Source organism: Polycladidibacter stylochi, from assembly GCF_001562055.1.
Taxonomy (GTDB): Bacteria; Pseudomonadota; Alphaproteobacteria; order Rhizobiales; family Stappiaceae; genus Pseudovibrio; species Pseudovibrio stylochi.
Window position 1 is genome coordinate 86,244 of sequence record NZ_LLWE01000025.1, and the last position, 17,654, is coordinate 103,897.

16 protein-coding genes are annotated in these 17,654 nt (G+C 46.9%); 10 read left to right on the top strand and 6 right to left on the bottom strand.

Annotated elements, in window-relative coordinates; translation table 11 throughout:
• Positions 1-224 precede the first annotated feature (224 nt).
• From AYK67_RS09540 to AYK67_RS09560, 5 genes are all read left to right on the top strand, one after another.
• A complete protein-coding gene (locus tag AYK67_RS09540; protein ID WP_068085591.1) occupies positions 225-818 on the top strand; it encodes a hypothetical protein in 594 nt (197 codons plus the stop codon).
• 266 nt (positions 819-1,084) lie between these two features.
• Entirely contained in the window at positions 1,085-3,289 is a 2,205-nt protein-coding gene (purL, locus tag AYK67_RS09545; RefSeq protein WP_068085593.1) for a phosphoribosylformylglycinamidine synthase subunit PurL, read from the top strand.
• Between the two features lie 65 nt (positions 3,290-3,354).
• The gene (locus AYK67_RS09550) at positions 3,355-3,591 is read left to right on the top strand and encodes a BolA family protein (protein ID WP_068085595.1); all 237 of its coding nucleotides are present in this window, start codon (positions 3,355-3,357) and stop codon (positions 3,589-3,591) included.
• A gap of 149 nt (positions 3,592-3,740) precedes the next feature.
• The gene (gene grxD / locus AYK67_RS09555; RefSeq protein WP_068085597.1) at positions 3,741-4,076 is read left to right on the top strand and encodes a Grx4 family monothiol glutaredoxin; all 336 of its coding nucleotides are present in this window, start codon (positions 3,741-3,743) and stop codon (positions 4,074-4,076) included.
• A gap of 215 nt (positions 4,077-4,291) precedes the next feature.
• On the top strand, positions 4,292-4,708 hold the full coding sequence (locus AYK67_RS09560; RefSeq protein ID WP_068085601.1) for a hypothetical protein: 417 nt from the start codon (positions 4,292-4,294) through the stop codon (positions 4,706-4,708).
• A gap of 97 nt (positions 4,709-4,805) precedes the next feature.
• Here AYK67_RS09560 and ttcA read toward each other — a convergent pair whose 3' ends face one another.
• The 4 genes from ttcA to AYK67_RS09580 all read right to left on the bottom strand — a co-directional run bounded on the left by ttcA (position 4,806) and on the right by AYK67_RS09580 (position 8,768).
• Positions 4,806-5,795, bottom strand: coding sequence for a tRNA 2-thiocytidine(32) synthetase TtcA (gene ttcA / locus AYK67_RS09565; RefSeq protein WP_156453114.1), 990 nt, complete (start codon positions 5,793-5,795; stop codon positions 4,806-4,808).
• Between the two features lie 142 nt (positions 5,796-5,937).
• Positions 5,938-6,555 (bottom strand): 30S ribosomal protein S4, encoded by a 618-nt coding sequence (rpsD, locus tag AYK67_RS09570; RefSeq protein WP_068085604.1) that lies wholly within the window; start codon positions 6,553-6,555, stop codon positions 5,938-5,940.
• A gap of 381 nt (positions 6,556-6,936) precedes the next feature.
• Positions 6,937-7,587, bottom strand: a complete 651-nt coding sequence (locus AYK67_RS09575) for a GntR family transcriptional regulator (RefSeq protein WP_068085608.1) — start codon at positions 7,585-7,587, stop codon at positions 6,937-6,939.
• Positions 7,588-7,790: 203 nt separating this feature from the next.
• Positions 7,791-8,768: a C-terminal binding protein gene (locus AYK67_RS09580; RefSeq protein WP_068085610.1), complete on the bottom strand. Its 978-nt coding sequence runs from the start codon at positions 8,766-8,768 to the stop codon at positions 7,791-7,793.
• A 383-nt stretch (positions 8,769-9,151) separates the two neighbouring features.
• On the opposite strand from AYK67_RS09580, the gene AYK67_RS09585 reads away from it, so the two are divergent.
• The 5 genes from AYK67_RS09585 (at position 9,152) to AYK67_RS09605 (ending at position 15,691) form a co-directional block, all read left to right on the top strand.
• On the top strand, positions 9,152-9,913 hold the full coding sequence (locus tag AYK67_RS09585) for a glucose 1-dehydrogenase (RefSeq protein WP_068085613.1): 762 nt from the start codon (positions 9,152-9,154) through the stop codon (positions 9,911-9,913).
• A 327-nt stretch (positions 9,914-10,240) separates the two neighbouring features.
• Entirely contained in the window at positions 10,241-11,854 is a 1,614-nt protein-coding gene (locus AYK67_RS09590) for a BCCT family transporter (protein WP_082735738.1), read from the top strand.
• 126 nt (positions 11,855-11,980) lie between these two features.
• Positions 11,981-13,345, top strand: a complete 1,365-nt coding sequence (locus AYK67_RS09595) for an FAD-dependent oxidoreductase (protein WP_068085616.1) — start codon at positions 11,981-11,983, stop codon at positions 13,343-13,345.
• Between the two features lie 36 nt (positions 13,346-13,381).
• A complete protein-coding gene (locus AYK67_RS09600) occupies positions 13,382-14,659 on the top strand; it encodes an FAD-dependent oxidoreductase (protein ID WP_068085619.1) in 1,278 nt (425 codons plus the stop codon).
• 384 nt (positions 14,660-15,043) lie between these two features.
• A complete protein-coding gene (locus tag AYK67_RS09605; protein ID WP_068085620.1) occupies positions 15,044-15,691 on the top strand; it encodes a GntR family transcriptional regulator in 648 nt (215 codons plus the stop codon).
• Between the two features lie 70 nt (positions 15,692-15,761).
• On the opposite strand, the gene murI is transcribed toward AYK67_RS09605, so the two are convergent.
• Positions 15,762-16,598, bottom strand: coding sequence for a glutamate racemase (gene murI, locus AYK67_RS09610; RefSeq protein WP_244266905.1), 837 nt, complete (start codon positions 16,596-16,598; stop codon positions 15,762-15,764).
• Entirely contained in the window at positions 16,591-17,379 is a 789-nt protein-coding gene (locus AYK67_RS09615; RefSeq protein WP_068086424.1) for an RNA methyltransferase, read from the bottom strand. Before AYK67_RS09615 ends, murI begins: the two co-directional genes overlap by 8 nt.
• Positions 17,380-17,654: the final 275 nt, after the last annotated feature.

A 17,654-nucleotide genomic window follows, 5' to 3' on the forward strand; every position in this document is an offset into this window, starting at 1 on the left:
CGCGACTTGAGTTGCCAATAGCCTTTAGCCAGCCATTATGTAGATAATTAATCTCAAATAACGAATAGCTTAAAACCTATAGCTAACCAGTTCACGCACAATGTCTTGCCCTTCCCAAAGCCACATGCTTGCTTAAAACAAAACCTTGCAAGAACGGGTAACCGTAAGCGCATAATAAACGCCACATGAAATAAGAAGGCGTAACGAAGCATTGGATACAAGATATGACGATTTTCGATTTAGAAGGTCATAGCCGGAAGCAAACAGAAAAAACGCAAAATTCGGTTCAAGTTATCAGAGCAAATAATAAGCCCGTTATTCTCAATGCAACAATCTTCTTAGTAACGATTCTTATGGTTTGCATTGTACAAGCGGGCATTGCTTTCTCGGCAGAAGTCAACGCAAAAGCAACCACATTTTCAACCGCACCAAAGCTCACTAACTTTGGCAACCAAAACCTGCTGGCGATAACTGACCAATTATACTTGCGACGCTTGAATGCTGATATCGCTTACATCGGAGTAAACGAGGACGACCCTTTACACGGCGCTTCTGGTAGCTGCTATGCAGCCGCGCTTATTGCCAATAAGAAACTGGATGGCAAAGGGTATTGTGGCCTGAAAGATATCGATGGACAGAGTTTTGCTATTTCAATCAGCATGCAACAGGTTAATGGAAAAATCACGAAAGGCGAATGGAAAGTGGTTGGCGGAAAAGGCAAGTGGAGCAAAGCAAAAGGTGGCGGTCAATGGACACAATACATGCTGTCGAATTCTACCATGACTATCAACACAATCACCGGCAACATCGATTTTTAAATGAACAGCATCACTTTGCACAGACCATACATACGCTTAGAGCAGGTTCAATCACCAGCCGAATGATTTAAATTAGTAAACACCTATCAAGAACTTGGACAAGTAAGCATAGTGCAAAATTTTGCGCTAACCCAATAGAATTTCACGCTGTTTTTTAGCTAGAAAAGCACAAGTTTATTTCCAATTTCATTTATTTTCTGCTACATGAGCCTTAGTTTCCGGCCCGGCGATAAGCGCAATGTTTAACGCCCAAGTATTAAAGTGCGATGCTCAATAAACCCGTAGAGATCACCCCAGAACTCATTGAAGCCCATGGCCTAAAAGAGAACGAATACGCCCGTATTCTAGAGCTCATTGGCCGCGAACCAACATTTACCGAACTTGGCATATTTTCCGCCATGTGGAATGAGCACTGCTCATATAAATCATCCAAGCTTTGGCTGAAAACCCTTCCCACCACTGGCCCCCGCGTTATTCAGGGCCCTGGCGAGAATGCAGGTGTCGTCGATATCGACGATGGTCAGACCGTGGTTTTCAAAATGGAAAGCCACAACCACCCATCTTACATCGAGCCTTATCAAGGTGCCGCCACTGGCGTTGGTGGTATCTTGCGCGATGTCTTCACCATGGGCGCGCGCCCTGTTGCAGCTATGAACTCCCTGCGCTTTGGTGAGCCAAACCACCCGCGCACCCGTCACTTGGTTTCCGGTGTGGTCTCCGGTGTTGGTGGCTACGGTAATTCCTTCGGCGTGCCAACTGTTGGCGGCGAGGTCGAGTTCCACAAAAGCTATAACGGCAACTGTTTGGTCAACGCTTTCGCAGCTGGTCTGGCCGATGCCGACAAAATCTTCCTCTCTGAAGCCAAAGGTGTTGGCCTACCGGTCGTTTACCTTGGTGCCAAAACCGGGCGCGACGGTGTCGGCGGTGCAACCATGGCTTCCGCTGAATTTGACGAAACCATCGAGGAAAAACGCCCAACCGTTCAAGTGGGTGACCCATTCACCGAGAAATGCTTGATGGAAGCCTGCCTTGAGCTGATGAAAACCGGTGCGGTTATCGCCATTCAGGACATGGGCGCGGCAGGTCTCACCTGCTCTGCTGTTGAAATGGGTGCAAAGGGCAACCTCGGTATCGAGCTGGACCTTGATTTGGTGCCAGCACGTGAAGAAAACATGAGTGCCTACGAGATGATGCTCTCCGAAAGCCAAGAGCGCATGCTCATGGTGCTGGAGCCTTCTAAAAAGGCCGAAGCAGAAGCCATCTTCGTTAAATGGGGCCTGGATTTCGCCATTTGCGGCATAACCACTGACACCCTTCGCTTTGTTATCAAACATCTAGGCGAAGTTGTTGCCGATCTGCCCATTAAAGAGCTGGGCGATGAGGCCCCCGAATATGACCGTCCTTGGGTCCAATGGCCAGAGCCGGAAGCAGTTGATGCGAATGCCTTCAAAGCACCGGATGATTACAAAGAAGCTCTGCTGCAACTCATTGGTGGTGCCAATGGCTGTTCCCGCCGCTGGGTTTACGAGCAATACGACACGCTCATCCAGAGCAATAGCGCCCAAACACCTGGCGGTGACGCGGGCGTGATCCGCGTTGACGGAACACAAAAGGGCCTTGCCTTTACCGTAGACGTTACTCCGCGCTATTGCCAGGCCAATCCGTTTGAGGGCGGCAAGCAAGCAGTGGCAGAAGCCTATCGTAACTTGTGTGCAGTTGGCGCGTTACCTTTGGCTGTTACCGACAACCTCAATTTCGGTAATCCGGAAAAGCCGGAAATCATGGGCCAGTTTGTTGGCGCAATCAAAGGTCTTGGTGAAGCCTGCGAGGCATTGGAAACACCGATCGTTTCCGGCAACGTCTCGCTTTACAACGAAACCTTTGGCGAAGGCATCATGCCAACACCAGCCATTGGCGCGGTTGGCCTCTTGAAAAATATCGACCAACGCGTTGGTAACTGCTTCACCCATGAGGGGCAGGCTGTGGTTCTTCTTGGCGGCCATGGCAGCCATTTGGGTCAATCGCAATACGCAACCGAGCTGTTGGGGCAAGAAGAAGGTGCTCCACCTGCCGTTGATCTGGAAAAAGAAAAACGCATTGGCACATTCGTCCGTGAAGCAATCCTACAAGGGCGAGTAGGCGCAGTTCATGACATTTCGTCAGGCGGCCTGGCCGTTGCCCTAGCCGAAATGGCACTACGCTCAGGCATTGGTGCAACAGTAAGCTTGCCGGAAGAAGATCAACACGCACTTATGTTTGGTGAGGATCAGGGGCGCTATCTTGTCGCCCTTAAAATGGACGATTTAGCAGCTTTCGAAGAAGATGCCATTGACGCCGGTATCCAGATAGATCACCTTGGAACCACAGGATCCACAGATTTGATCTTTTCTGAAATTGCCACCCTTACGGTTGCACAGCTACAATCTGCCTACGAAGGCTGGTTCCCCGCTTATATGGCCCAAACCAGCTAGAAGAGCAATTTGAAGGCGTTGCCGATAAAGTCGGCACGCCTCGCCAGCATAAAGGAACATGGCTTATGGCGATGGACGCAGGAGAAATTCAAACCCTCATTAAAGAAGCATTGCCAGATGCCCATGTAGAGATTCGCGATCTGGCAGGCGATGGCGACCATTTCGCCGCAGTCGTTGTATCAAAAGAATTCAGCGGTAAAACGCGGGTTCAACAACACCAGCTGGTGTATCAGGCACTCAAAGGTAAAATGGGCGATGAGCTGCATGCTTTGGCATTGCAAACCTCGGCACCCGAGAGCTGAGCCTAGTTTGTGCTAACGCAAAAAAAAGCAATAAACCCGAATCATAACGGCATATCTTGCTTGACCGTTTCCGCATTCTCATGCACTAAACGCCATGAAATTTAACGCTCTCCGGCCTTTGAAGCCGGGTATATGATAAGGAATATGTAATGAGCGATATCCAGAGCTGGATCAAACATGAAGTAGAAAACAACGACGTTGTTGTATTCATGAAAGGTACCCCATCTTTCCCTCAATGCGGCTTTTCCGGGCAAGTGGTACAAATACTCGATTACGTGGGCGTCAAATATGTCGGCCATAATGTCTTAGAAGACGACAGCCTGCGCCAAGGCATTAAAGATTACAGCCAATGGCCAACCATTCCCCAGCTTTACGTCAAAGGTGAATTCATCGGCGGCTGCGACATCATTCGTGAAATGTTTCAATCTCAAGAGCTGCCAGCGCTTTTCACAGGCAAAGGCATTGAGTTTACACCGCAAGGTTAAACTAGATCGTATTCCCGAAAAGTATCTACCGGTTTTCGGACAAGAGTACGTGTAAGAATAATAGGTAAAATGAAATACTCATTTTACCAAATATTATGGGTGGCCGCAGGGCCGCCCTTTTTTATTTTGATGATTATTACAAAAAACCATTAATACAACTTATAATATATATAATTATTTGCTACTATTTATAAGGTAGATTGGGAATTTATAATATGAACAAACATCGTTTAGCCTTAATAGCCTTACTATGCTTCACAGGCTTAACAGCCACAGGCTGCGTAACACGCAAACATGTCGAACTTGATACAAAGCAAAAGGCATTGGTAGCCGAGCATGCAGGAAACTACTTTGCTGCAAACACAATGGCCAGAAAATGTAATGATCTGGTTTTTAACGATCAAGCCTTTGCCAGTTATTACGTTTATACTTCAAAAAAAGCAGGGCTAAAAGATGATGAGCTTTATCACGCAGCCAATGCCTTGCCATTAACAGAAAAACGCAAGTCATTTTTACGTGTTATGACCCGTAAGGGAGCACACACATTGGTGGGAAACAACGTTTGCCAAGTGGCGCGCAAAGAAATGAAAAACCACACAACTATTGGACGGCTTTTAAAACAAAAGAAATAACTCTAGTCGAACTACAAATTCCAGGAAAAGTGAGGGGCAGCATCGCGCTATCCCTCTCTTAATAGGCTAATCATTACACAAGGAACTATTATAGCGACTACGAAAACTCGTTGCCAAATAGCTTCTCATTTATGGCAAGTGATGCTGCACAAGGCCCTTCATCGTCCGCTCCTTGAACATTCGCACCGTCATTGGGCCGCAATCCGGCAAAATCCCATAGCTCGCCATCCAGCAAGTGCGAAGGTCGCACATGCCCCAAGGAACGCGCCATAATGCCAAGGCGTCCTGGCGTTTCCTTTTCCCATTGCTGCAACATTGCTTTCACCTGCACCCGCTGCAAGCCATCTTGCGAGCCACACAGGTTACAAGGAATAATCGGAAATTGCATGGCATTGGAAAACTTCTCGATGTCCGCCTCGCACGAGTTGATCAGCGGCCGCAAGACCATCAAGTCACCCTCGTCATTCACCAGTTTGGGTGGCATGGCCGCCATACGCCCACCATGGAACATATTCATAAAAAACGTTTCCAGCGCATCGTCGCGGTGATGACCAAGCACAATCGCCTCACACCCCTGCTCACGTGCCGTGCGATACAAAATCCCGCGCCGCAACCGCGAACATAAAGAGCAGTAGGTACTTGTTTCAGGCAATTTGTCGGTGACGATACCGTAGGTGTTCTCGCGCACAATAATATTGGGAATATCAAAGCGCTCAAAAAACTCCGGCAAAATATGTGCAGGAAATCCCGGCTGCGACTGGTCCAGATTACAAGCGACCAGATCTACGGGCAACAAGCCACGCCACTTCAAATCCCATAGAACCGCCAATAACGTAAAGCTATCCTTGCCACCAGACAGGCACACCAGCCACTTGGGCCGTTTTTTATCCGCATCTGGCGCAATCATGCCATAAGCCGAAATCGCCTCTCGCACTTCGCGCAGCAGCCGTTTGCGCAGCTTCTTAAAGGAAACCGAACGAGGCACCTCGCGAAACAGCGGATGGCAATCAGGGTCAACCTTCACCTTTTCTTCTGGCAAACTCTCGGCAATAGGCGCACTTTCTAGGGGGCTTATGGTTTGGCTCATTGTATGCTCATTATTCCTGTTCTGAACAGGTTTTGCGTTCATATTCTGCGCGATGTTCTAGCGCTGGTCTCGGTGCATGGCAAGCCACAAAAAAGGGCCACCCGATGGGTGACCCAATTGAAATTCGTCTCTGGCAATTCTATTAGCGAGAATAGAATTCGATAACCAGATTTGGTTCCATCTGTACCGGATATGGCACATCAGAAAAACCAGGAACGCGGCTGAATGTTGCTGTCAGCTTGTTGCTGTCAACATCGACATAGTCAGGCACATCACGTTCTGCTGACTGAACAGCTTCCAGAACGATAGCGAGTTGCTTGGACTTTTCGCGAACTTCGATAACGTCGCCAGGCTTACACATGTAGCTACCAACGTTAACACGACGACCGTTTACGTTCACATGACCGTGGTTGATGAACTGACGTGCAGCAAATACGGTAGGAACGAATTTTGCGCGATAAACGATAGCGTCAAGACGGCTTTCCAAAAGACCGATCAGGTTTTCAGAAGTATCGCCGCGCAAACGGGAAGCTTCAACGTAGATCTTGTGGAATTTCTTTTCAGAAATGTTACCGTAGTAACCTTTCAGTTTCTGCTTGGCACGCAGCTGCACACCAAAGTCAGAAAGTTTACCTTTACGGCGCTGACCGTGTTGACCTGGGCCGTATTCGCGGCGGTTAGCTGGGCTCTTAGGACGACCCCAGATGTTTTCGCCCATACGGCGGTCAATTTTATACTTGGCACTTTGACGCTTAGACATCGCAGTTTCCTTTGTATTATGTGTTTTAAGGAAACGCGCCCTCCTTGTTCTCACCTTATATTTTAAAAAGTGAGACCGACAGAAAACCACCAAACAGCGCCTGGGGTATTCTCGGGTGCGCAATCGGTAAAAGGCGGCCCGCAAGCGAGCCGCCAAATCCAGCACTTTGCTTAGTCAAACCAATGGAAAGAGTCAATCCCATTTCTTAAAAACGAAACCGTTACACGGCTAAAAACCAAGGTAAACGCTGCCACCAATTCACAAACCTCTCTTGGTATCAGGCATAACAAGCACTTGCCCAACAACGGTCATCCCCCTCACCCATATCAACTCAATCAAAAATAGGGGCTAGCCAGATGAAAGAGCCTCACAAGTTCCACGTCACAATGAGCGTGCGTCACCATAGTAAATATTGCGCTCAACATCCAAGTGAGCATCGAGGATAGAAAGTACCGACTTTAAATCTCCATCAATCATAAAATTGGCAATCGCACAGTGCTCTCCATAGGCTTTCATCACATAGTCTTTGGAAAGCCCGTAGTGGTTCAGTATAACTGCCATCAGTGCACTAGAAATCTCGTAGGAACGCACCAAAAGCTGATTACCGGAACTTGCAACTATCTGTTCATGAAATTGCCGATCTAGTATATAAAACAAAGCAGTATTATCTTGAGCAATAGCCATTTCCATTTGCTCAACCAATTCTGACAACTCCTGCCCCAAGTCAGAAAGCCGGTCTTTGTCGCAAAATCGCAAACTGCCAATCTCTATTGCATGGCGATGTTCTAGAATTTCTTTTAGATGCTTTTTCGTCGGCCTCACGACAAATGTTCCGGACTGCTGCTTAACTATCACCAACCCGTCTCTTTCTAGCATCTGTATTGCATCGCGAACTGGTGATTTACTAACCCCGAACTCACTGGCGATTAAGTTCTCTGAAAGCTTTGAACCCATCGCCAGTTTGCCAATAACTATTCTTGATTTGAGGCGAGAATAAACAATATCTCTTAGTAATTTTCTCCGCTCTTTCATCGGCATTTCGCTAACACATTCGTTAATATTCTACTCACTGAGAAGCGCAAGCCCCAAAACACGCACCCTGCATGAACTTGTAGTAACAAGAGCAACAACAGTAAAATTTCACCGGTCACCTTTGAAGGGCCGAACCGATATATAAAAGCATAAGATGGTACCAAGCCCGACCACTCAAACGAGTGGCCCTCTTAGTTATTCCCTTAATCCCAGCGGTTAATCCAGTTTTTTGGTCTTTCACCTTGCAACATTCGCACAGCTTCAAGACCAGCCTTCGTCTGCAACTCCCTAAGCGATTCAACAGTAAACCAAGCTGTATGATCACTAACAACGGTATTATCTAATTCAAATAGTTTATGGTCACTTGCAACCGGTTCGTTTTCAAAAACATCAATAGCAGCTGCAAATAGACGTTTGTTTTTCAAGGCATAATAAAGTGCATCCTCATCAATCAGCCCCCCACGCCCCGTATTCACAACCACAGCCGTCGTTTTCATCATAGCAATACGCTGCGCATTCAACAGATGATAAGTCTCACTCGTTAAGGGCGCATGCAAGGACACAATATCGCTTTCTTTACATAAAGTATCCATATCCACCTTGATGATATTATGCTTTTTAGCTTCTGCCTCTGAGAGGAAAGGATCGTATACGATGACTTTTTCAAAGCCAATTCCGTCTGTCTTCGCTTTTAGGCATCTTGCAATCCGGCCAAATGAAATTAATCCAAGCGTCTTTCCAGCAAGGACACGGACTTGCTGAGCCTCTGAAATATCCCAAGCACCTTGCCGAACAGCTTTATCGCGTGAAACAATCATTCTAGAGGCTGCGAACATTAAACCAATGGCAAACTCTGCAACGGCGTCGGCACCATAATCTGGCACGTTACACACTGGGATTTTCTTTATCGCAGCATACTCGTAATCTATATTGTTGTATCCAACACCATAACGAACAATGCCCTTTGCTCTCCCCATAGAATCCAGAAGTGTTTGGTCTAACACCCGGTCCCGAAGCATAACAATATCAGCATCTTGAACCGCGGCACAGCGCTCCTCATCACTCGCATCATTACCCACAACAACAAAATCAAGTTCAAACTCCGATAACGCGGCCTTCTCAGTTTCATAAGAAGTATAACCAGGCTCAAGAAACACGACCTTTGCAGCAATATCTCCCATATTTCCCCCAACTAGAATTCCAGTTTTATTATCTTGTTATTTCTCATCACCATAAGTGAAAATTGAATATTATTATTCAAAACAATGTACTATCAACTTAGGCAAATAACGGATTTCTTACTCTTGGTAACATGATATATCCCATTTACGGTAATTTCTTATATAGAAATGCAATAACTAAAATGTCAGTTAATTAAGGAGACTATTCCAACAAGGTCGATAGCGAACAAAATTTAATTCAAAAAGGTTTGATACGTGATCTGTATCCAGCTGCGACATCCTCGGCTCCACAGCAAACAAATCAATAATGTTAACTCAGCCAAGCCACCGGACAATCCCAGATAACTCAATCCAAATAATGCTTAAATAAAGGAACAACAAGAATGGGCCTATTTGATTTAAAGGGAAAACGAGCGCTTATAACAGGGTCTGCCCGCGGCATTGGTTATTCGCTGGCCTGTGGCCTCGCCGAGCATGGCGCTCATGTCATTATCAATTCAACCAGACAGCAAGGTGCACAAGAAGCAGCAGAAAAATTAAAGGCTAAGGGCTTAACCGCCTCTCCCTATGCCTTTAATGTAACTAATGAATTAGCTGTCATTTCTGCAATTAAAAACATTGAAGACGAAATAGGACCAATTGATATACTCGTGAATAATGCAGGTATTCAAAAGAGAACACCTATAGTCGATTGCCCCAAAGATACTTGGGATACAATTATGGACATCAATGTCACAGGCCCCTTCCTGCTATGCCGTGAAGTCTGTGAGTATATGAAAGAGCGAAAAGCCGGTAAGATAATAAATATTTGCTCACTAATGAGTGAACTTGGACGCTCTTCCATCGTGGCGTATACCACCTCTAAAGGTGCTGTAAAAATGCTTACTAAAGGACTAGCAACCGAAATGGCTGCAAAGGGAATACAGGTCAACGGCATAGGTCCAGGCTATTTTGCAACAGAAATGAATACTGCCCTCGTTGAAGATGAAGATTTTTCAAACTGGCTATGTAAACGCACACCAGCCAATAGATGGGGTAAAGTCGAAGAGCTTGTCGGAACCTGCGTGTATTTAGCCTCTTCAGCTTCAGACTTTGTAACAGGTCAAATAATATACGTCGATGGTGGCATAACGGCATCTATCTAACTATTCAGCCCATTATGTAAAACGAAGAACAGCTATAAAAAGTTAAACCAGCAGGGCTCAGTTCGCCAAAGCAATGCGTATCAAGTTACGTTCACAGCTTCGTTATAGCACCAAAGAAAACGAATAATTAAAGTATCAGATAAAATATTTACAAGATAAACTCTTTTATATTCATACATACTAAAACAATTATAATATATATATTACCGCCAATAAATATTAAACTTAAAATTATTACAATGAAAAAACTAACCCTAAGGAACTTTACCAGGTATTCAACTGCTATACCAGATGTCATATTCAAGCAATCAGTAGGGAGGATATGACATGGAATCAACTTCTGATCATCGTGAGGGTGCAATTGACAAATGGGTATTCTACCCCGCGTTGGTTGTTACGCTGGTTATGGGCGCTTACTTCATGTACGACCCAAAAGGTAGCAATGCAGTTTTAGATAAGGTACACGCCTTTACCACCAATGAACTTGGCTGGTTTTTTCTTATTAGTACATTTGCCTCGGTTGCTTTTTGCCTATACTTGGCCTTTGGTCGATATGGCGGCGTTGTTCTTGGAGACCCAAATAAAAAACCGGTCTTTAGTACATTCACTTGGCTAGGGCTTATTTTTACATCAGGTACGGGTGGTAGCGTTCTTTACTTAGGTAGTGTTGAATGGATTTGGATCATGCAATCGCCGCCCTTTGGTATAGAATCGGGTTCGGCCGACGCTGCAAGGTGGGCATCGGCCTACGGCATGTTCCACTGGGGACCCTCAGCTTGGGCTTGGTACATTTGCTGTGCTATACCAATGGGTTATTTCTTTTTCATCCGCAAACAAACCAATATGAAAGTAAACGAGTTTGTTCGCCCTGTACTTGGCGATCGCGCAGACGGTTTTGCAGGCCATGCCTGTAACTTTCTTTACATGTTTGGAATGATTGGCGGTGTAATGACATCACTAGCATTGGGAACGCCACTTATTTCAGGGGTTATCGTTTACCTAGCAGGTTGGGAATCTTCCAATGCAGCGCTAGATACATTCGTAATCTTTCTATGGACGTTCATTCCATTAGCGGCGCTAATTTTCGGGCTAGAAAAAGGCGTTTCACTACTGTCTAAGTGGAATGTGCGCATGGATATCGTACTCATCATCGCACTTCTTCTATGTGGCCCTACATCATTTATTCTAAACCAATCTGTAGATGGCCTCGGGTTACTCCTACAAAACTTTATTTACATGAGTTTTGTAACCGATGTACTGCGCGAAACTGGCTTTCCGCAAGCATGGACTGTCTTCTACTTCTCTTGGTGGGTGGTTTATGCATTACCATTCGGGCTATTCATCGCTAAAATCTCCAAGGGCCGCACCATACGTGAAATCGTTGCAGGTGGTTTAATATTCGGCTCTCTCGGCTGCATGGTGTTTTATATGGTCTTACCCGGTTTCGGCATTGACTTACAGGTATCAGGCCAAGCTGACCTTATGGCCGCAATGAGCGAGGGTGGCCGCGGTATGGTGGTTACAACAATGCTGTCAGAGCTACCACTCTCCAGCATCTTTATCTTCTTCTTTGGGCTGATAACACTGGTATCCTACATCACTGGTCACTGCGCTGTTGGTTACTCTTTGGCAGCAGCCACGCAAGAAAAACTGACCGACGATCAAGACCCTGCAAAATGGAATGTAACATTCTGGCTAATCCTTGCCGGTGGAGTTTCCTTGGCGCTGTATTTCGTCAATCCAGAGTCATTGAAACCCTTGCAAACCGTTTCAATTCTAACCGGCTTCCCACTTGTATTCGTAGTAGGTTTGTTATGCCAATCCTTCATGAAAGCCATCAAGGAAGACTATAAAGAAGGTTTGCCAGCTGCGGATTCACAAAACAAAATCTGGTTGGATTTACAAGCCAAAGACCTGCTTGAAAAAGCACCTGCTGAATAAGCATTACAGCTAGGCCATTTTAGCCAACCACAAAAGAAGCCCCCAAACGGGGGCTTCCACTTCCCCAAACTAAGAAAACCCAGTGGTTGCCCATGGTGTACTTCTGGTAAGCCTTTGAGTTTAAATATGACAAAAACAATCAAAGAACCGGCAAAAGAAATCCCCGTCCTAATGGAAACCGAAGTGCTTGTGGTGGGCAGCGGCCCTGCAGGACTTGCAGCAGCAATAGCATCAGCTCGAACCGGTGCAAACACGGTCCTAATGGAACGATTTGGCTGCTTTGGCGGAGTTCTCACTCAAGTTGGTGTGGAAAGCTTTGCTTGGTATCGCCACGAAGGAACAAATGACTGTGAAGGCATCGGCCGCGAGTTTGAACGCCGCGCAAAAGAGCTCGGCTTTACCCGTCCCGAACCGCAATCGATTAGCGAAGTGATTGATACAGAAGGCTTCAAATACATCGCAGACCGTATGGTAACTGAGGCCGGTGTAACTCCTCTTCTTCACACACAACTAGTAGATATTATAAAAGAAAACAATACCCTCAAAGGCGTGATCGTAGAAAGCAAATCAGGCCGTCAGGCCATACTGGCAAAACGAATTATAGATTGTACAGGCGATGCAGACGTCGCCCATAGGGCAGGAGCGCCATACACCAAACGCGATAAAGACAAACTAATGGGTGTCACTGTCATGTTCACCTGTTCAGGTGTTGATGCAAACCGCTTCAATACGTTTGTCAATGAAGAGCTCAAGCCCACCTATGCTGACTGGGGTAAAAACTGGGATGTGATCACCGACAAAAAAGAGGATGACATGTTCAGCCCCTTTATGGAGGAAATCTTTACCCGTGCTCATGAAGAGGGGATAATCCCCGGAGATGCTGGTGCAATTGCCGGAACATGGTCAACTTTCACGGAAACTGGCGAAGCGCTTCAGCTCAATATGGTCTACGCATTTGGCTTTGATTCAACCGATGTCCTAGATATCACCCGCGCCGAAATTGAAGGTCGCCAGCAAGCAATCTGGGCTATTGATGCGCTACGCCATTATGTACCGGGCTTTGAAAACGCACGCCTGCGCAACTTCGGCATGACGCTAGGAACCCGTGAATCACGCCAAATTGAAGGCAGAACACGCGTTACAAAAGGACATGTCTTGAACCAAGGGCGCTGCCAAGACAGCATCGGCATCTTCCCGGAATTTATCGACGGCAGTGGCTATCTCATTCTGCCGACCACCGGCCGCTACTTCCAAATCCCCTATGGCTGCCTGGTGCCGCAAAACGTTGAAAACCTCATTGTTGCTGGTCGCTGTATATCTGCAGATGTCATTGCTCACACCTCAATGCGCAACATGATGTGTTGTACGGTAACCGGCCAGGGAGCAGGTACAGCTGCAGCACTTTCAGTAAAAAATAATGTCTCGTTTAACGAACTGGAAATAACGCAGTTGCAGTCCGCCCTAAAAACACAAGGGGCACGCATGGATTAAAAAAATAAATTACAATATGTTACGCGAGGTATAATCATGAGAACAGTTCACGAAACCGTAGATGTACTTGTTGTTGGTGGAGGCACATCGGGTCACATAGCGGCTATTCAAGCAGGGCGTGCAGGCGTAAAGGTATCACTACTAGAAGCAAGCTCCATGCTCGGTGGTACCATGACCGATGGCGGTGTATTCATGCCCAACCACTGGCACACCCCCCGGCAAGCCGTCGTACAAGGCATTGGCTGGGAGCTGTTCAAGCGCTCCAAAGAAATTGAAGGGTTGCGGGTCAAGAGCTACCAAGAGCGCCGCGCCATTGATACCCCTGGATACTACAGCAATATCAGTGTTCCAATTTACGCAACACTTGCCGAGCAAGAAGCCATTTCTGCAGGTGTCGAAATTCATTTGCATGAGTTTGTTGGTGAGGTGAAACAAGATGCCAATGAGTGGGTCGTCACCTCTTATGCCAGAGGGATCAAACGTATCACGCACTGTAAAGAGCTTATTGACTGCTCGGGCGATGCCGATGCCGTCCGTGCCCTTAACCTGCCCGTCGTAAAGGCGGACAAACGCCAGCCCGGCACGTTGCAATACCGCATTGAGGGTATTGATATGCAGCAAGTCTGGCAAGGCGAAGTCCAAAAACTATACGATGAAGCCATGGAAAAAGGCGAGTTGGAAAAAGGTGACTGGGCTTATTTCGGTATCTACCCGTTCCTTTGGTACTTGCAAATGGGCGGACACAACTCGACCCATATTTATGGTTGCGACACGACTGATGCGAACGGTCAAACTGCCGCGAACATTGAAGGTCGCAAGCGAATGCTGCGCGTCTATCAATGGGTGCGCGAAAAAATCCCTGGAGCAGAACGTGCTGTCCTTAAGCAAATGTACACCAGAGCATTATCGCGCGAAGGTGCCCGTGTTGTTGGAGAGCACATCGTCACTCTGGATGAATTCATGGCAGCAACAGATTATGAAGACAGTATTTGTAACGCTTTCAATTATATAGATCTTCATAACGAGGACAACGGTTGCGATGAGATCTTTCATGAGTCCGAAGAGCTTATTCCCAAAGTCCCTTTCCGCGCCCTAATTCCCAAAGGCACCAATCGCCTACTCGTCGCAGGCCGGATTCTATCCGCAGACAGAAAATCTTTAGCAGGTATTCGCGCTCAATGCACGTGTATGGCGATGGGCCAAGCAGTAGGAGCAGCAGCAGCACTCGCTGTCAAACAAGGGAAGTACTCTCGTGACGTTGCTATTGCGGATATTCTGGCACTTACCATAGAAAATGGAGCCGTTTCGCTGTGACGAGGCATATGAACCTTCATTGATGAGTTCTTGAATGCATTAAAGCAGAGCAAATAGAGCCCGGGGTCTTGTTACCAGAAAAAACATAGCACTCCGGACCCCTACCCCGTAACTTACCTACATTGTTCCTGCTTGCAATTAAGCATCAATTAGTTCGCAAAACTAATCTCAATCTAGGATTGCGTAAAAAATAACTTAGCGTTATATATAGCTTTATAGTAGCCTAATGAATATAGTGTACAATATCTGGTATTTCAGATACTAGAGTTGCAACACCGCTAGGTTAGGGAGTAAGCATCATCTTGCCAATGAGCATACCTGTTTGCAAATACAGGCATAGGTTTTACGCGACAGGCTTGGCAAGAGGAACGAGATCACAAGATAATGCAAGAAATTACACGACCACCTTCACTAAGCACAATTGCAACAGACAAACTCAGACAAGCGATTATTGAGGGCACCTTCAAGCTCGGCGATAACCTCTCGGAAAACGAATTGGCTGATTTGTTAAGCATCAGTAAAACACCGGTTCGTCATGCTTTGGCACAAATGAAAGTTGAAGGTCTTGTAGAGGTCCGCCCGCAAAAGGGCACTTATGTTTTCTCGCTCGATAGCGTGGACCTGCCCAAGTTTGCCGAGCATCGAATTATCCTAGAGCAAGCAGCACTTGATCTGGCTATTAAGCGTAATTTGAAGCCGCTCATTACCACACTAGAGCAAATAACCGCGCAAATGCCGCAAGCACACGAAACCAAAAGCTTTCGAGATTTCTTGGCACTAGATGCCGAATACCACAACGCTTTCTTCTCATTCTGCGACAATGAATATTTATGCGAAAGCTATTCCATGATTACCGCTAAGCATCGCGCAATTAGTGCTTACCTAGGCGAGAATATCGTGAAAAAGGATATGGCATTGCAAGAACACTATCAAATGCTGGATTTGCTCAACTCTGACGATCCAAAAGCGGCGATTGAGCTTCTGGCAACCCACATCCGCCACTGTACTAATACCAAAGCAAATGCAAACTAAGGCAACTGCCATGGAGGCAACCCATATCTCTTGCCTCTAGTAATTGCCCTTAGCTTAACATAGCGACCAATCAGCTCACCGCTGTTGTTAAAAAAATGTCTCTAAGCGCCACATCCGGCGCAGCGCTTTGCAACACAGTATGCAAACGCCTTGCAATTGCCTTGGCCGGCTGATGATAGCGCACTTTCCAAGGCGAGTTTTGCTGCATTTCTTCAATTAAAAACGGATAATGGGTGCAGCCAAGCACAATTTGGTCGCAGCGCCCTTGCAGCCTCTCGACAAAGCAAGGCCTTATTTCCTCACAAAGCAGTGCAGCATCAACACCACGACCATATAGCTTGTTTTCGGCAATGGCCGCCAGATTTGCCGAACCAACCAGTTCCACATGGACCCCTTGCGCATGCTGTGCGATCAAATCGCGCGTGTAATCACGCTGCACAGTGCCAGGCGTTGCCAATACCGCAATAACCCCGCTTTGGCTCGCCGCCGCCGCCGGTTTAATCGCCGGTACAGTGCCAACAATAGGCACAGCCAATCGCGCCCGCAGTGCAGGCAGCACGAGGGTAGAGGCCGTATTACAAGCCACAACCACCGCCCGGACCTGCCAACGTGTTGCCACCTTGCAAATCAAATCAACCAAATAACGCTGCAAATCCTTGGCTTTCCAGCCCCCGTAGGGAAATGCCGCCTGATCCATAAGATAAACAAAGCACTCCCTTGGCAAAAACCGTTGCAGCTCACTAAGAACACTCAAGCCCCCAACACCGCTATCAACCACCAGAACGCGCCCCGCCACATCGCGAGCCCGCAAATAGCTTTGCAAAACGAGCGGCATCACCCCTTCAAACGCGGGTAATTCTGGCTCTACGAGTGCCTCACGGTAAGGTGCACCCTGTGCTTTATTCACCTTTTCTCTTCACCCCGTATTTTTCAAAACACGCCACAACCCCGCGCATAATACGCACCTCGTGGCCTGTTAAGTTGGCTTTTTGGAATATGTTCCGTAAACGCCGCACTGTTGTCGGCTTCTTCTCGGCCGGGCGAAAGAAACCGCGCAACTCCAAAGCCTCTTCAATATGCTTGAAGAAATAGTTCATCTCGTCTTTGCTGGCAGGTTCGCCATCTGCATCTTCAAGGGTAAAGGGCAGGCTGTTTTGTGTTGCCCCCTTACGCCATTCATAGGCACAAACCAACACCGCTTGCGCAATGTTTAACGAAGCATAGGTCGGGTCGACCGGTAACGTAACAATCTTGTTGGCCAACGCCACTTCGTCGTTATTCAACCCCCAGCGCTCACGACCAAACATATACCCCACCTTCACCCCGCGCTTTGTCTGGGCCATTGCTTCTTGGGCAGCTTGTTCTGCATCAATCACCGGCTTGGGAATGTCACGATTCCGCGCTGTCGTGGCAAAAACATATTGCAAATCGGCAACAGCGCTCTCCACATCATCAAACACGCGGGTATTATCAATAACGTGAAAAGCCCGCGACGCTGCAGAGCGCGCTTTATCACTAGGCCAACCATCTCTCGGGTTCACCAGTCGCAAATCAATAAGCCCGAAATTGGCCATTGCCCGGGCCACCATGCCGATATTCTCACCCAATTGCGGTTCACACAATATGACTGCTGGTGCGGCAAGCTCTACGCCACTTATTTCCAGTTCATGTGCTTGTTGTTCTTGCATTTTATAAGCTATCCATATTTCATTTTCGCGCTCGGGCATTTGGCCTCTTATAACGCACTATTCCGCCAATACAGCCAGCTTTATTATACGGCGTTTTCCGCATCCCCAAATAAAGCTAAAATCATAGTGAGTATCTATACATAACATAGACTTAGTGCGTTACATCCCTCGGGTATACAAGCCCTCATGCAAGCCATACTATGCAAAAGATAATAGGATTTTCCATAGAGTATCTTCAAAAAGTAAGCGTGTCTTTTAAAAGGAAGACAGGCATT

Bases quoted from the DNA above. Each gene is read 5' to 3' on its own strand.
- ttcA (WP_156453114.1), bottom strand. From the start codon at position 5,795: ATGAGCCAAACCATAAGCCCCCTAGAAAGTGCGCCTATTGCCGAGAGT.
- AYK67_RS09590 (WP_082735738.1), top strand. From the start codon at position 10,241: ATGGAATCAACTTCTGATCATCGTGAGGGTGCAATTGACAAATGGGTA.
- AYK67_RS09600 (WP_068085619.1), top strand. From the start codon at position 13,382: ATGAGAACAGTTCACGAAACCGTAGATGTACTTGTTGTTGGTGGAGGC.
- AYK67_RS09615 (WP_068086424.1), bottom strand. From the start codon at position 17,379: ATGCAAGAACAACAAGCACATGAACTGGAAATAAGTGGCGTAGAGCTT.
- rpsD (WP_068085604.1), bottom strand. From the start codon at position 6,555: ATGTCTAAGCGTCAAAGTGCCAAGTATAAAATTGACCGCCGTATGGGC.
- AYK67_RS09575 (WP_068085608.1), bottom strand. From the start codon at position 7,587: ATGAAAGAGCGGAGAAAATTACTAAGAGATATTGTTTATTCTCGCCTC.
- AYK67_RS09580 (WP_068085610.1), bottom strand. From the start codon at position 8,768: ATGGGAGATATTGCTGCAAAGGTCGTGTTTCTTGAGCCTGGTTATACT.
- grxD (WP_068085597.1), top strand. From the start codon at position 3,741: ATGAGCGATATCCAGAGCTGGATCAAACATGAAGTAGAAAACAACGAC.
- AYK67_RS09595 (WP_068085616.1), top strand. From the start codon at position 11,981: ATGACAAAAACAATCAAAGAACCGGCAAAAGAAATCCCCGTCCTAATG.
- AYK67_RS09540 (WP_068085591.1), top strand. From the start codon at position 225: ATGACGATTTTCGATTTAGAAGGTCATAGCCGGAAGCAAACAGAAAAA.
- AYK67_RS09585 (WP_068085613.1), top strand. From the start codon at position 9,152: ATGGGCCTATTTGATTTAAAGGGAAAACGAGCGCTTATAACAGGGTCT.
- AYK67_RS09560 (WP_068085601.1), top strand. From the start codon at position 4,292: ATGAACAAACATCGTTTAGCCTTAATAGCCTTACTATGCTTCACAGGC.
- purL (WP_068085593.1), top strand. From the start codon at position 1,085: ATGCTCAATAAACCCGTAGAGATCACCCCAGAACTCATTGAAGCCCAT.
- AYK67_RS09605 (WP_068085620.1), top strand. From the start codon at position 15,044: ATGCAAGAAATTACACGACCACCTTCACTAAGCACAATTGCAACAGAC.
- AYK67_RS09550 (WP_068085595.1), top strand. From the start codon at position 3,355: ATGGCGATGGACGCAGGAGAAATTCAAACCCTCATTAAAGAAGCATTG.